Annotated in this window: 10 protein-coding genes and 2 tRNA genes; 7 read left to right on the forward strand and 5 right to left on the reverse strand. The window is 73.2% G+C overall.

Annotated features, from left to right (window positions below; all coding sequences use genetic code 11):
• Positions 1–12: 12 nt before the first annotated feature.
• Positions 13–1,110: a hypothetical protein gene (locus AQJ64_RS21115; RefSeq protein ID WP_059202873.1), complete on the reverse strand. Its 1,098-nt coding sequence runs from the start codon at positions 1,108–1,110 to the stop codon at positions 13–15.
• Positions 1,111–1,394: 284 nt separating this feature from the next.
• Here AQJ64_RS21115 and AQJ64_RS21120 point away from each other — a divergent pair, with 284 nt between their 5' ends.
• From AQJ64_RS21120 to AQJ64_RS21130, 3 genes are all read left to right on the forward strand, one after another.
• Complete coding sequence (locus AQJ64_RS21120; protein WP_240512606.1) at positions 1,395–1,736, forward strand: DUF7336 domain-containing protein; 342 nt, start codon at positions 1,395–1,397, stop codon at positions 1,734–1,736.
• Between the two features lie 458 nt (positions 1,737–2,194).
• Positions 2,195–2,992: a bestrophin-like domain gene (locus tag AQJ64_RS21125; RefSeq protein WP_157880919.1), complete on the forward strand. Its 798-nt coding sequence runs from the start codon at positions 2,195–2,197 to the stop codon at positions 2,990–2,992.
• 179 nt (positions 2,993–3,171) lie between these two features.
• On the forward strand, positions 3,172–4,005 hold the full coding sequence (locus AQJ64_RS21130; RefSeq protein WP_055633886.1) for a hypothetical protein: 834 nt from the start codon (positions 3,172–3,174) through the stop codon (positions 4,003–4,005).
• Positions 4,006–4,078: 73 nt separating this feature from the next.
• Here AQJ64_RS21130 and AQJ64_RS21135 read toward each other — a convergent pair whose 3' ends face one another.
• On the reverse strand, positions 4,079–4,450 hold the full coding sequence (locus AQJ64_RS21135; RefSeq protein ID WP_055633887.1) for a VOC family protein: 372 nt from the start codon (positions 4,448–4,450) through the stop codon (positions 4,079–4,081).
• Positions 4,451–5,023: 573 nt separating this feature from the next.
• Between AQJ64_RS21135 and AQJ64_RS49170 the strand changes: the two genes are divergently transcribed.
• Entirely contained in the window at positions 5,024–5,179 is a 156-nt protein-coding gene (locus AQJ64_RS49170) for a hypothetical protein (RefSeq protein WP_157880920.1), read from the forward strand.
• A 200-nt stretch (positions 5,180–5,379) separates the two neighbouring features.
• Here the strand turns inward: AQJ64_RS49170 and AQJ64_RS21140 are convergent.
• Both AQJ64_RS21140 and AQJ64_RS21145 read right to left on the reverse strand, forming a co-directional pair.
• A tRNA-Arg gene (locus AQJ64_RS21140) sits at positions 5,380–5,452 on the reverse strand.
• A gap of 206 nt (positions 5,453–5,658) precedes the next feature.
• Positions 5,659–5,752: transfer RNA gene (locus tag AQJ64_RS21145), tRNA-Ser, on the reverse strand.
• Positions 5,753–5,909: 157 nt separating this feature from the next.
• Here AQJ64_RS21145 and AQJ64_RS21150 point away from each other — a divergent pair.
• The gene (locus AQJ64_RS21150) at positions 5,910–6,425 is read left to right on the forward strand and encodes an SSI family serine proteinase inhibitor (RefSeq protein WP_059202874.1); all 516 of its coding nucleotides are present in this window, start codon (positions 5,910–5,912) and stop codon (positions 6,423–6,425) included.
• A 263-nt stretch (positions 6,426–6,688) separates the two neighbouring features.
• Positions 6,689–11,002 carry a PAS domain-containing protein gene (locus AQJ64_RS21155; RefSeq protein ID WP_079061823.1) on the forward strand — a complete coding sequence of 1,438 codons (4,314 nt, stop codon included), beginning with the start codon at positions 6,689–6,691 and terminating at the stop codon, positions 11,000–11,002.
• Between the two features lie 303 nt (positions 11,003–11,305).
• On the opposite strand, the gene AQJ64_RS21160 is transcribed toward AQJ64_RS21155, so the two are convergent.
• Positions 11,306–11,890: a TetR/AcrR family transcriptional regulator gene (locus AQJ64_RS21160; protein ID WP_055638191.1), complete on the reverse strand. Its 585-nt coding sequence runs from the start codon at positions 11,888–11,890 to the stop codon at positions 11,306–11,308.
• Between the two features lie 132 nt (positions 11,891–12,022).
• On the opposite strand from AQJ64_RS21160, the gene AQJ64_RS21165 reads away from it, so the two are divergent.
• Positions 12,023–13,222 (forward strand): MFS transporter, encoded by a 1,200-nt coding sequence (locus tag AQJ64_RS21165; RefSeq protein ID WP_055638190.1) that lies wholly within the window; start codon positions 12,023–12,025, stop codon positions 13,220–13,222.
• Positions 13,223–13,260: the final 38 nt, after the last annotated feature.

Here is a 13,260-nt window from a genome sequence, read left to right on the forward strand (position 1 = left end):
CCGGACGGTCTGTTACGGGGTGAAGGAGACGACCGAGGTGTAGTCGGAACCGACATGGAACTCCACCCTCTGGGTCCCGCTCGGTGAGCCGATGCCCCGCAGCGGCAGGGTCCAGGTCCGGGTGGAGCCGCTGACCGACACCGAGGGGCTCGTCCCCAGCTCGCTCCAGCTCCACTCCGTCGAACGGCTCCGGTAGAGGCCGCCGTTCTCGATCATGTAGTCGGCGCCGAGGGCCGAGGGCGACGGATAGGGGAGCTGGTAGCCGGTCGAGGTGTCGCCGTCGGTGTCGACGAAGACGTGGTAGAAGCGGTCCGAGGCGTGGAAGGCCGCCCGGAAGGTGACGGTTGCGGAGGACACGCAGACGGAGTAGTCGGTGATGGGGCCGGAACCCGCGCCGGAGGTACAGGAACTGCCGCTGTCACCGCTGCCCGAGCCGGTGCCGGTCCCCTTGGCGGCCGCCCCGGAGGTGGCGGCCGGCTCGTCCTGGGCGTCCGCGCGGGACGACGTACCGGCGGTGGCGGATTCCGTGGCCGACGACGCCTTCGGCGAGGCGCTCTCGCGGTCCGCCGACGGCGAGGCGGACACCGACACGGAAGCCGAGGCCGACTCGGGCACGCTCGGCGGCGGCCCGTACGTCCCGCCCCCCTGGGTGTGATCGGGCCCGGCACCCGGTACGGCCGCCGAGGACCGACCGTCACCGCCGTCGCGGACGACGAGGACACCGGCGATCAGCGCGGCGACGACGACCGCGACGCCGGCGAACGACGCGGCCCGCGGCAACCGCCGCCGCGCGGCCGGCTCCGCAGCCGGGACGGGAGCGCCGGCACCGGTGCGGCCGTCACCCGCCCCACCGCTCACCGGACTGCGACGGACACCGGGACGGCCGCCCCCGTCCGAACGGGCCACCGCCTCCCCGCCGCCGAGTTCCGCGACGAACGACTCGGCCGCCGAGGACATCACCGCGGGCGAACCCTCCGCCTCCGGCTCACCCCCTGCCGCACCCCGGGAGCCCTCCCCGGAACCGTCCCCGGCCTCCGGCCCGGCGCCCCGGGCGGACGCCGCAGCGATCGCCGACGGTCCCTTGGACCGGCGCGGCAGCGGACCCTGCACTGTTGGGGCGTCCTTCCACGAGAGCTACGCCGAACGCATCGGGCGCCAACGAGCCGCCGATCGTATCGGAGTTCGACACGCATCCAACCCGAAGATTGTTGTCGCCGGATTGCTTCGCCGCGGCGACGGAACCGACGCCTGCGTCCGGGCCCCGGGCTCCCGGTCCCCCAACCCCGCCGCCCCCGAACTCCACCGGGCCGTCTCCGCCTGGCTCCGTGACGACCGGCCGTTCGCCCAGGTGATCTACGCGCCCAGGTGAGCGGTACGCCAGTAACCTCCGGTGCATGACGGTCTATCTGCTGTGGCACGTGGGACACCAGAACGAAGCCGGTGCCGACGACACCACCGTGCACCGCGAGGGCGAGACGGTGTACATCGACGAACAGGACGGCGACGACCCCAAACTCCTCGGCGTCTACTCCACCCTCGACAAGGCGGAGGACCGCATCCACCGAGCCCGCCTCCTGCCCGGCTTCTCGGCCGAACCGGACTGCTTCGTCGTGGAGGAACACACACTCGACGAGGACGCGTGGCCCGAGGGCTTCGTACGCGTCCCTCCGGAACCCCCAGAACCCCCAAAGCCCTCAGAACCTCCGGAGCCCCCGGCCCGGCCCGGCCCGACCTGAACTGACCTGGCCCGGCCTGGCCCGCCGGCCCGGGCACCTCGTGACCAAGGTGGGCGCGACCCGCGACGCACAGGACGCCTCGCCTCCCTCCGGATCGGCACACTCGACCTGGTCAGCCTGCGGCTCGGCAACGCCGAAGGGCCCCGCCCCAGCCCGGCTCGCTCGCCGAGGCGTTCGAGACGACATCGGCCGCTGAACGCTCCGCATGCCATGGCCGCAGAGCCTGTACAGCCTCGTACCGGGCCGCGTTCGGCTGTTCGGCCCATGAGGCGAGGGCCGTGCCGGGCGTCGCAAGCGTCATGGGTCTTTCTGCTGTGACCATGAAGCGTTCATGGAAGGTGATCGCTGACGGTGATCGCTGGAGTGATCGCTGGAGTGATCGACGAGGAGCTCCGGACCGCAGGGCCCGATGCGGCGCCGCCGCGGGCCGCTCACGGGAACGCGCTGGAGGTGACGTGGTGAACTGGCTGACCTCGCTGCCGGCGGTGGTGCTGGTCGTGGGCGGGCTCTTCCTCGCCCTCCTGCTCACGGCCGTGGCGCGGATCGGCGTCCGGGCGCTGGTGCCGGCCGCGGAACAGGATCAGGTACCGAAGATCGCCACGCCCCTGATGCCGTCCCTGGGCGCCGCCTTCGCGATCTTCGCCGCCCTCTCACTGGCCAGCGAGGCGGGCTATGTGCGCGCGGCGGAGGCCCTGGTGAGCGACGAGGCGGCCGCGGCCTCCCGCCTGGCATGGGCGGCGACCAGTCCCCGAGTCCGGTCGGAGCCGATCCACACGGCACTGCTGGACTACTTGCGGACCACGCGTGCCAGGGAGTGGAAGGGCGCGGCAGCGGCGTCCGGTGACGACCCGGCAACCGCTCGCGCGATCGCACGGCTGGAACGGAGTGTGCGCGCCGAGGCGGCCCGGCCCGAGGTGGGCACCACGACCGGCACGGAGCTGGTGGTGTCCCTGGACGGTGTCACCAGCGGTCGTCGCGCCCGCGTCGCCGCCGCCTCGCGGGACGTTCCCGTGCTCTACGTCGTCACGCTCGCGGTCAGTGGACTGGCCTTGATCGTGAACTCCGGCGCCCTGGTCTTCCGCGCCGGCCTGCGCACGTCCCTGCTCGTCGCGGGCGTTTCGAGTGTGGTCGGGCTGAGCCTGGCACTGCTCTTCGCACTCAGCGCTTCCTGGAGCGGACCGTTCGTCGTCAGTGGGCACCCACTCGACGCCGTCGTCGTGGACCTGAGGTCCGGCTTCTTCGAAACGGGGCCGTAGGCGGCAACTCCATTTCCGACCAACCGAGTTGATCATGTCACGGGACTGTGACGGTGCCGTCCTGGATCGACGACCGGCGCATCCATCCCGATCCCGGCGCTCTCTTCATGGTCGAACGGGCGCTGAGGAACCGAACACACCGCGGCGCCGACCAACCGACTACTCAGGGGACTTGACCCATGATCCGCAACCGTCGCAAGGCTCTGCTCGTCTCCGCCGCCCTCTTCGGCGGCACCTTGCTGATGACGGCGTGCAACCAGGGCGCCGACGCCGCAGGCAGTTCCTCCGGCACGACCGACACCACCGCGGTGGCGGACAAGTCCGACGCCAAGGGTGTCAGCGGCACCTTCGCCGGAGGAACGGTGAAGTACCTCGCGTCGGGCAAGTACATCGTCAGCGTGTCCGGCAAGGCGGACCAGCAGTTCTGGATCGGCGACAGCACCGAGATCCACGGCGCGGGCACCATCTGCGGCGACGCCTCCTCGAAGGTCGACGCCCCGTGCGAGGAGTCCGACCTGGAGACCGCGACCAAGGGCGGACGCTCCGTCAACGCCGATGTAGTACTGAAGGACGGCGTGGCGACGGAGATCACGGAACGCCGCTCCTCCGGGTCCTCCTCCGGCACGGGGAGCACGTCCGGCGGCGGCAGCGGCACCGGCTCCGGCTCCGGCTCCGGAAACACCTCCGACTCCGGCGAGACCGTCGTGGAGGGCCTCGACAAGGGCAAGGGCGTCAGCGGCACCTGGTACGGCATCGTGCGGTACGTGGCACCCGGCAAGTACCTGGTCGACGGCCCCGCGGCCCAGGGCTCCGGCGGCGAGCAGCAGGCCTTCTACCTCGCCGAGGACACCGTGATCCTGGGCGGCGGCCAGATCTGCGGCACCGCCGGCTCGAAGGTGGACGCCCCGTGCGAGGAGTCCGACCTGGAGAAGGCCGCCAAGGAGGGCGTGGAGGCCAGGGTCGCGATCAAGAACGGCATCGCCACCCAGATCACCGACGGCGCGCTTCTCTGATCGGACAGCCGCACGGTGTCCCGCGTCTCGTACGGGGGTTCCACGCGGCTCGCCATCGCCCCGGCTCCCAGGGCTAGCCGATGAGGGTCGCCTTCGGGCGGACCACGCAGAACTCGTTCCCCTCCGGATCGGCCAGCACGGTCCACGACTCGTCGCCGCCCTGTCCGACGTCCGCCCTGCGGGCGCCGAGTGCGAGGATCCGCTCGATCTCGGCCTCCCGGTCCTCCGCCGCGGAGGTCAGATCGAGGTGCAGGCGGTTCTTGACGACCTTGCGGTCGGTCACGGGCATGAAGCAGATTCCCACCGGGGCCGTCTCGTCCGGCCCGATCACGACCTCACGCTCCCGCTCGGACAGGATCCGCCAGCCCAGCACCTCAGCCCAGAACCGGGCCAGGGCGGGCAGATCGTGCGCGTCGATGACGATGTGATGCAGCGAGACAGGCATGCCGGTCAGTGTTCCCCTTCCGAACCGGCGGACGCGGTGAAACCGGGGCGCACGGCGCAGCGTCTCTCCGGACAAGACCGGGAGAACGTATCCTAGTTACGCCATCTCGGGCCTGTCTGGACGTATCAGAGAGGATGGTTCGAAATGGCACGCCGAACCGGTTCCCTGTCCTGCGGTGCCGCTCTGGGCATGGCCGCTGCGACAGTGGCCATGCTGACGAGCTGCACGCCGAACAGCGGCACTGCGCACAGCAGCCCTCCGCACACAGCGCAAACGCCCTCTTCGTCGGCCGCGACCTCCGCGGCGGCGGGTGGGCCGGCCGGGCACACAACCGCCGGCTCCCCGGCCAAAACCGGCGGCTGCCGGTCGTTGCCGGTGTCGCCCACCGTCAAGGCGAGCGTCACGGCGGCCTACGGCAGCCGGGACCAACCGGCCCTCAGCCACATCGCCCCGGTCAAGGGCACCTTCTACTAAGGCAGTTGTGACGGGATCTTCTACGCCGGGACCCGCTTCCAGCCCACTGACGGCAGCACGGAGGCGGAGCAGGTCGCTCTGCAGGATGACGGAGCTGCGATGAAGTACTTCGTCGATCGCCCCGGCGCCGGTTGGAGCTACGTGGCCAGCAACGGTTTCCCCGCCGATCCCCGGGGGTGCGCCGCCATCACCCAGATCCCGGCCCGCCTCGCCGCTCTGTGGAACGACTGCCGGTCCACGGCGGGGCGACAGTGACCTTCTGATGCGACGCCGACGAGCCGCCCCGTCCGAGACGCCCGTCGCGCCGGGGAACCGCACCCGCATGTTCACCCTGCGTGCCCGTGGGATCCCTTTGCGGGTCCTCCGGCACTCGGGGAAACCTGGTGCCGCACTTCGCTGCCGTACGCCCCCCAAACGCAAGAGGCCCCGGATCTCTCCGGGGCCTCTCACCTGTGTGCACTCGGCAGGATTCGAACCTGCAACCTTCTGATCCGTAGTCAGATGCTCTATCCGTTAAGCTACGAGTGCTTGTTATTCGGTTTTTCCTGTCTTCGATCCTTGCCCTTCCGGGCCGCTCTCGGCGACAGGAAGAACATTACATGACTGCCGCCGACATGTGAAATCCGTTTGCCGTACCGCTTGTGAGCTGCGGAAACGCCTTCAGGGGGCGATCAGGAGGGGCCCGGGGTACGACGAAGCCCCGGGCCGTGAACGGACCGGGGCTTCGGGAGATCTGGCGGAGGCGGAGGGATTTGAACCCTCGATGGGCTTTAAGGCCCAAACCGCATTAGCAGTGCGGCGCCATAGACCGGACTAGGCGACGCCTCCAGCACAACCTCTCGCGTGGGTGCGAGTGGTGCGTGCAGATGATGACACAGTCGAGCGTGCTGTCACCAATCGACGTCCACGGTACTAGGCAGGCGGGTCGCAGGGCAAAGGGCTTCCCCGTGCGGAACGTCCGGCGTGGCGCCGCGTTGGTCCAGGCATGTCGCAGGTCATCGCCCTCTCGCTCAGCAGCAGCCCGTCCCGACGACGCCGGGGCGCCCTCGTCCTGGCCCTTGCCCGCGCGCTCGCCCTCGCCCTCGGCGCCCTCCTCCCCTCTCCCGCGTCCGCCGGCGCCGCCCTCGCGCCCCCGCCCGTCCGGGAGGAGGACCGGGCGGATCAGGATCACCTCGTCGTCACCGTCCGGCACGCGGGCGGGCGGGTCGACGGAGTGTTCGAGGTGTGGTGCCGGCCCGCCGGCGGCCGTCACCCGGACGTGTCAGGCGCCTGCCGGACCGTGGACCGCGGCACCCGCTGGGGGCGGGACCCCTTCGCCCCGGTGCCGAGCGGTTCGCCGTGCACCATGCGGTACGGCGGAGCGGCCACCGCCCATGTCACCGGCCGCTGGGCCGGACGGCCCGTCGACGCGACGTACGAGCGCCGCGACGGGTGCGAGATCGAGCGCTGGGACCGGATGGTGCCCCTGCTGCCCGCGCTGCCCGGCCTCCGAGGGCGGTAGCCCGGATTCCGTTCCGCGGCCGCCGTTCCCGGGCCTCTCCCCGTGCACAGGGTCCCCACGGCGTATTCACCCGTCCCGTCAATCTCCCGCGAAGGTCATACGACGGTCACACGTTCTGTGTCACTTCGTCGTGCGAGCTCCCTCTCATCCGGGGCCTGTGACGGGAACCCAGCCCTTAGACTCCCTCGCGTGACACGCTGCGGGCCGGTTGGCAAGATGGCCCGAGCGGTCGGCAAGGTGCGGTAACAGGGAGGAAGCGACTCGTGAGCAGCAGGCCATCCCGAGGCGCTGCTCGCCTCGCAGCCATACTCGACGCACTTCCCGATGCGTTGTTGCTGGTCAATGCCAACGGGACGGTCGTCAACGCGAACACCATCGCGCTCGAGGCCTTCGAGACGCCCGGTACGGCTCTGGTGGGGCGGGGCCTGCTCGATCTGCTGCCGCAGTTCGACTCCAAGCTGATCCCCGGCTCCATGCGGCGGCCCGACCACATGGACCCGCGCGGGCGGACCAAGCCGACCCGGATGGTCGCCCGGCGGACCGACGGCTCGGAGTTCCCCGTCGAGGTCACCAGCGCCAATCTGGAGAACGGCCAGCAGGCCTACGACGGCTACGGCTACAGCGGCGACGAGCTGCTGATGCTCGTCGTACGGGATCTGACCGGCACCGTCGACACCGAGGCCGAGCTGGCCCGGTCGCAGCGGCAGACCGAGATGATCCTGCGGGCCGCCTCGGAAGGCGTCGTCGGGACCGACACCGACGGGCGGATCGTGCTCGTCAACCCGGCCGCCGCGCAGATCCTCGGCTACCGGGCCAGTGATCTCGGCGGCAAGGAGCTGCACACCCTCATCGTGCACTCGCGCGCCGACGGCTCGCCCTTCCCGTACGAGGAGTCGCCGCTCGCCGACACCCTGCGCTCCGGGCGCAAGCACCGGGTGCGCGGTCAGGTGCTGTGGTCCAAGGGCGGCGAGAAGGTCTCGGTCGACCTGACCACCGCTCCCGTGCGCGACGGGGACCAGCTCGTCGGTGCCGTGATGACGTTCACCGACCGGCGGTCGTACGACGATCTCGTCGCGGAGAAGGAAGGCGTCGAGAAGCGGCACGAGGACGAGTTGGAGCGGCTCTCCGAGGAGCACGCCTCCGACCTCACCGCGCTCCGCCAGCAGCATGTCACCGAGCTGGAGGAGCTGCGCGAGCAGCACACGGAGGAGGTGGCCGCCGCCGAGGAGCGCTACGCGGCCCTCGGTGAGCGGGAGAAGGACCGTTACGACGCCCTCGCCGGGCGGTACGACCAGCTGCTCACCCTCCTCGCGACCTCCCTGCGGGGCCCCCTCGACGAACTGCGCCGCGAACTGGCCGCGCTCGCCGCGGACGACGCCGGGCAGCTGTGGCCCGAGGCCAACCAGGTGCTCCATCACCTGTCGGCTGGATATTCGAGGATCACCACCCTCATCGACAACGTCCTCGGCTACCAGCGCCTCGACGCGGGCGCCGCGGAGATCGTCCGTACGAAGGTGATGCTCGACGCCGTCGTCGCCGCCGGTGTCGACGGGGCCGTCGAGCTCATCGGGCCCGGCCGGGTGCAGTTCGCCGTGCACGCGCCGCCCATCGAGGCCGAGGTCGACGCCCGGCTGCTCGCGACCGCGCTCGCGCACCTCGTCGCCGACGTCGCGGGGGTCGACGCCACCGGCAACGCGCCCGTCTCGGCGGGCGGTTACATGGACAACACGGTCGTCGTCGCGGCCGCCCAGCGGGGCGAGGTCGTACGGATCGAGGTGCGCGGACCGTACAGCGGGGGCGACCCGGTGCACGAGCCGATCGTGCGCGGGATCGTGCGCGCCCACGGGGGTGTGCTCCAGACGCACGAGGTGCCGGGCATGAGCGGCAGCGCGTACGTGCTCGAAGTCCCCCTCGGGGGTGGAGCGGGCGCGGTCGCCGCTCCGGCGCCCGCCGCGCTGCCCGCCGCCCTGCCCCCGGCGCAGGGCGCGCCCGGCGACGGCGAGCCGCCCGCCGAGCAGGCTCCTGGACGCCGTCGGGCGCGCCGGTCCTCCGTGGACGCCTTCCTGGAGGGCGAGGTTCCGGTCCCGGCCGCGGGCGCCGAAGCGGAGAACGCGCCGCCCACCGGACGCCGGCGCCGACGCGGCCCGGCCGCCGACGAGATGCCCGGTGAGCTGCCCGAGGGGGCCGAGGATGCCTCCGGCGGTTCCGGGCGGCGGCGCGGCCGTCCCGCCGAGAACGCCGCAGGGGTCGAGCCGGCCGGTGCGGGCGTGGCCGAGGGCGCGGTCGTGACCGCCGCCGAGAGCGCGGCCGGTACGGCCGCGGTGGGTACGGGACTGGGCGGCACCGTTCCGCCGCAGGGCGTACCGGCGCCGCCCGGCGGACGACGGGCCCGGCGCGCCGACGAAGGACCGCAGAACGCTCTGCCCCCCGCCCTGCCCGCGGTCGCCGGTGCTCCCGTGCCCGCCGTACCCGCCGTACCCGCCGTACCCGCCGTAACGGACGAGGACGGCGAGCCGACCGGGCGTCGGCGGCGTGCCCTCGCCGCCGCGTCCGAGCGTGCCGCCGCGCAGGAGGCGGGGCCGCGCACGGTGTTCGCCCTGCCGCCCGCCGAGGCGGACCGGACGGCCGACGGTCCGGGCGTGCCCGGTCAGATGCGGGAGGCCGGGCCGGTTCCCGTGCCGGTGCCGGTACCCGGCCAGGCTCCGGTGGCCCCGATCCCCGCCCAGGGCTCGTCCGAGGACGCCCACATCGACCACGGCCGCCATGACGCCGTGGCACAGGACCAGGCCGACGACCACACCCCGCCCCAGCCGCACCCCACGAACGCGCCCACCGGCCGCCGCCGTCGCGCGGTGGGCCAGCCCGCGGAGCTGGGGGCCGCCCCCGTCGCGCCCATGGGCACGGTGGCGCCCGCGGGCGTCCCGAACCAGGGCATGGCTCCGGCGCAGGCACAGCAGGCACAGCAGGCACAGCAGGCACAGCAAGTACCGCAGGCCCAGCAGGCACTGGGTCTGGAGGCCGTCGGGCAGCCGGTCCCGCCTGCCGGTCAGCCCCTCCCCGGTCAGCCCCTCCCCGGTCAGCCCCTCCCCGCGCAGGCGCTGCCCGCCCAGGCGCTGCCCGGCCGTCCGGCCCTCCAGCCGCAGCCCGCGAACGCGACCCCGGCCCAAGCCAGTCCGCTCCCGGCCGAGTCCGTACCCGGCGCCGCCCAGGGGACTCCCGCCGGACCCGCCGCACCCGGCGGACCGGCCCCTGTCCAGACCCCCGCCCCGCCGACCGCCACCCCCAGCACGGGCACCCCCCTCCCGCCCGAGGCCCCCGTGTCCCCGGCCGCCCCCGTGGCGCAGCCGCTGCCCGCCGAGGCGGCGGCGCTGCCCATGGATCCGAACTCCACACAGGGCCGGGCGATCAGTGTGCGGACGCTGGGGCAGGGTGTCCCCTTCACCCGGCAGGCCGCCCAGGTCCAGCAGGCACAGCCCGCCGCGCAGGCCACGGCCACTCCGGCCCCGCACACGCCGGGCGGTTCCGGGCGCCGCCGCAAGCTGGGCACCCCGCCGGACCCGGCGTCCCGCCCGGAGCAGACGGCGCGACCGCATCCGCCGGCCGAGCAGCCCGTCGCCGGCCAGGCGCCCATGCCGGCGCACCCCTCGCTCGCGGGCCAGCCGCTGCCCCAGCCCTCCCTCGCCGGTCAGTCGCGGCTCGTTCCCGGGGCGACCGACGGGGCCGGGCGGTCGTACGCCATAGGAGCGCCGGACGAGAACGCCGCCGAGGGTCCCGAGCCGCTGGACGGTCCCGGTGGAGCCGTCGAGGTGGCGGATCCGCCGCGGCCGATGCCGATGGACGACGAGCTGCCGCCGGAGCCGCTGGACAACCCGCGCCGGCTGCTGGTGTGGCCCGCGCCGGACGTCTCCACCCAGCAGGCGCTCAGTGACCGCGGCTACCGGCCGGTCATCGTGCACTCGCGCGAGGAGGTCGACGCGCAGATCGCCGCGTTCCCGGCCGCGCTGTTCGTGGACCCGCTGACCGGGCCGATCACCCGTACGGCGTTGCAGTCGCTGCGGCAGGCGGCGGTGGCCGCGGAGGTCCCGGTGCTGGTCACGGCCGGTCTCGGGCAGGCAACGCGGGAGGCGGCGTACGGCGCCGATCCCGCCGTACTGCTGAAGGCGCTGGCGCCCCGGGACAGTGAGCAGCACCCGCCGCGCGTGCTGCTCATCGAGGAGCACGCGGAGATCGCGCTGGCCCTGACGGCGACGCTGGAGCGGCGGGGGATGCAGGTGGCGCGGGCGGCCAGTGACGCGGATGCCGTGACGCTCGCGGGGCAGCTGCGGCCGAACCTGGTGGTGATGGACCTGATGCAGGTGCATCCGCGGCAGGCCGGATCCGCCGGGATCATCGACTGGCTGCGGGTGAACGGCCAGCTCAACCGCACCCCGCTGGTCGTCTACACCGCCGCCGTCGACCAGGCGGACCGGCCCCGGCTGGCGTCGGGGGAGTCGGTGCTGTTCCTGGCGGAGCGCTCGACGAGTCCCGAGGTCCAGATCAGGATCGTGGACCTGCTGGCCCGCATCGGCACCAACTAGGACCTGCCCGGGGCCGCGCCGTCCGCACCAGCCACCACGGCGGCCCCGGCACGGCCCGCCGCCCGGCATCACGGCCCCGACACGGCCCGACACGGCCCGGCACGGCCCGGCACTCACCGTCGCGGCCCCCACCAGGACGCGGCATCCGACATCACAGCCCCCCGCCCGGCCCACCACCAGGCAGACAAGGACCCAGCACCACCCGCCACAGAACAGAGGGGACCCGGCGTCGCAGCCCCGACACGGCCCGGCGCCGGGCATCGTGGCCCCGCCCCGCAAACAACCCCCCGCCCGGCGAACAACCTACGGTCGCGCCACCAGTCGGCGGGCCGCCTCCTTCACCGAGGCGCGCAGGCGTTCGCGGTCGCCCGGGTCGGCGCCGACCACGATGCGGCTCATCTGGGGGACGACGGCGGTCCAGTTGGCCAGGGCGATGAGCAGGAAGAGCAGGTCGCGGGCCGGGATCGCGTCGCTGACGACCCCTCGCTCCTGGCCGTCCCGGATGGCGGCGATCTTGTCGCGGTAGTGCGCGCGGCGCTCGGCCTCGTCGGGCAGTTCGGTGGTGCCGTACTCGAGGCCCTCCCAGAAGAGCAGGCGCAGCAGCTCGGGGTGGGCGACGTGGTAGTCCATGACCCGGTCGATCCAGCCCTCGATGTCGTCCGCGTCGACCGGGACGGCGATCGCGAGGTCGAGCATGGCCTTCTCCAGGACCCGGGTGAACAGCTCGGCCTTGTTGCCGAAGTAGGCGTAGATGAGCTGCTTGTTCGCCTTGGCCTCGGCGGCGATGCGGTCGATGCGGGCGCCCGCGACGCCGTAGCGGGCGAACTCGGCGACGGCGGCGTCGAAGATCCGGCCCTTGGTGGCCTCGGGGTCCCGGGTGGTTGCCATGGGGGCATGGTAGCGGCGGGCGACAGGTAACCAACCAGTTGGTTGACGGGGAATGCGAGACGGCCCCAGACTGTTGCACCGCACGCTCCAACCAACTGGTTGGTTACCCATCCTTCAAGGAGCGCCTCCGCCATGCCGTCCGCAGTCACCGTCCCGCAGCGCGTCCGGCGGCCCGCCACCCCGCGCCGCCGGGGGGACCTCCTCCTCGTCCTCATCGCACTCTGCACGGCCGTCACCGCCGCCAACATCTACGTCGCGGCCCCGCTGCTCCCCCTCATCGCCCACGACTTCGGCTCCACACCGTCCGCCGTGGCCTGGATCGCCTCCGTCGCGCAGTTCGGCTACGCAGCCGGTCTGCTCTTCTTCGCCCCGCTCGGCGACCGTGTGAACCGGCGCCGCCTGGTCGCCGCCCTCTCCCTGGTCACCGCGGCCGCGCTGACCGCCGGTGCCGCCGCCGGCGGCACGGCCGCGCTCGCCGCCGCCGTCCTGGTCGCGTCCGCCGCGACGGTCGTCCCGCAGCTCCTGGTGCCGCTGGTCGCCGAACGCGCCCCCGCCCACCACCGCGCGCGGCATGTCGCCGCCGTCATCGCGGGCCTGTTCACCGGGATCGTCGCGGCCCGGGTCCTCGGCGGACTCGCCGGTCAGGCCTTCGGCTGGCGGGCGGTGTTCCTGGGCGCGGCCGTGCTCACCGCCGCCCTCGGGCTGCTGACCGCCGCCGCCCTGCCCGTCGAGCACCGCCGCCCCCGTGAGGGCGGTCTCCTCACCGGCCTGCGCACCATGCCCGCACTGGTCCGCCGCTCCCCCGACCTGTGGCGGGCCTGCGTACGGCAGGCCGGCATGTACGGCGCGTGGAGCGCCCTGTGGACCTCGCTGGCACTGCTGCTGACGGGTGAGCCGTACGGTCTGTCGACCGCGACGGCGGGTCTGTTCGGGCTCTTCGGGCTCGCGGCGAGCGTGGTGGCCCCGCTGGCGGGCGGTCTGGTCGACCGCTTCGGCGCCGCCAAGGTCGTCCGCACCGCCTATGTCCTCGCCGCCGTCTCCGTCCCGCTCTTCTGGCTGGGCGGGCACGCGCTCCCGGCGCTCTTCGTGGCGGCCGTCGCGATCCACGCGGCCCTGGTGGCCTCCCATGTCGCCAACGAGACCCTCGCGCTGACCACGACCTCGGCCCCGGCCACCGCCAACAGCGCCTATGTCGTCGCGGGCTTCGCGGGCGGCGCCACCGCCTCGGCCCTGGCCGGCCTCGCCTTCACCCACTTCGGCTGGGGCGGCGTGGTCACGGTGGCGGCGGTGTGGCTGGCAGTGGGATGGAGCACCACTGCCGTACGACGGTGAAGGCGCCGTCGTCGACCCGGCGCGCGCCGGGCAGGTGC

It is taken from the genome of Streptomyces griseoruber, assembly GCF_001514205.1.
Taxonomy (GTDB): Bacteria; Actinomycetota; Actinomycetes; order Streptomycetales; family Streptomycetaceae; genus Streptomyces; species Streptomyces griseoruber.

Bases quoted from the DNA above. Each gene is read 5' to 3' on its own strand.
- AQJ64_RS21120 (WP_240512606.1), top strand. From the start codon at position 1,395: ATGACGGTCTATCTGCTGTGGCACGTGGGACACCAGAACGAAGCCGGT.
- AQJ64_RS21130 (WP_055633886.1), top strand. From the start codon at position 3,172: ATGATCCGCAACCGTCGCAAGGCTCTGCTCGTCTCCGCCGCCCTCTTC.
- AQJ64_RS21135 (WP_055633887.1), bottom strand. From the start codon at position 4,450: ATGCCTGTCTCGCTGCATCACATCGTCATCGACGCGCACGATCTGCCC.
- AQJ64_RS49170 (WP_157880920.1), top strand. From the start codon at position 5,024: ATGAAGTACTTCGTCGATCGCCCCGGCGCCGGTTGGAGCTACGTGGCC.
- AQJ64_RS21150 (WP_059202874.1), top strand. From the start codon at position 5,910: ATGTCGCAGGTCATCGCCCTCTCGCTCAGCAGCAGCCCGTCCCGACGA.
- AQJ64_RS21160 (WP_055638191.1), bottom strand. From the start codon at position 11,890: ATGGCAACCACCCGGGACCCCGAGGCCACCAAGGGCCGGATCTTCGAC.
- AQJ64_RS21165 (WP_055638190.1), top strand. From the start codon at position 12,023: ATGCCGTCCGCAGTCACCGTCCCGCAGCGCGTCCGGCGGCCCGCCACC.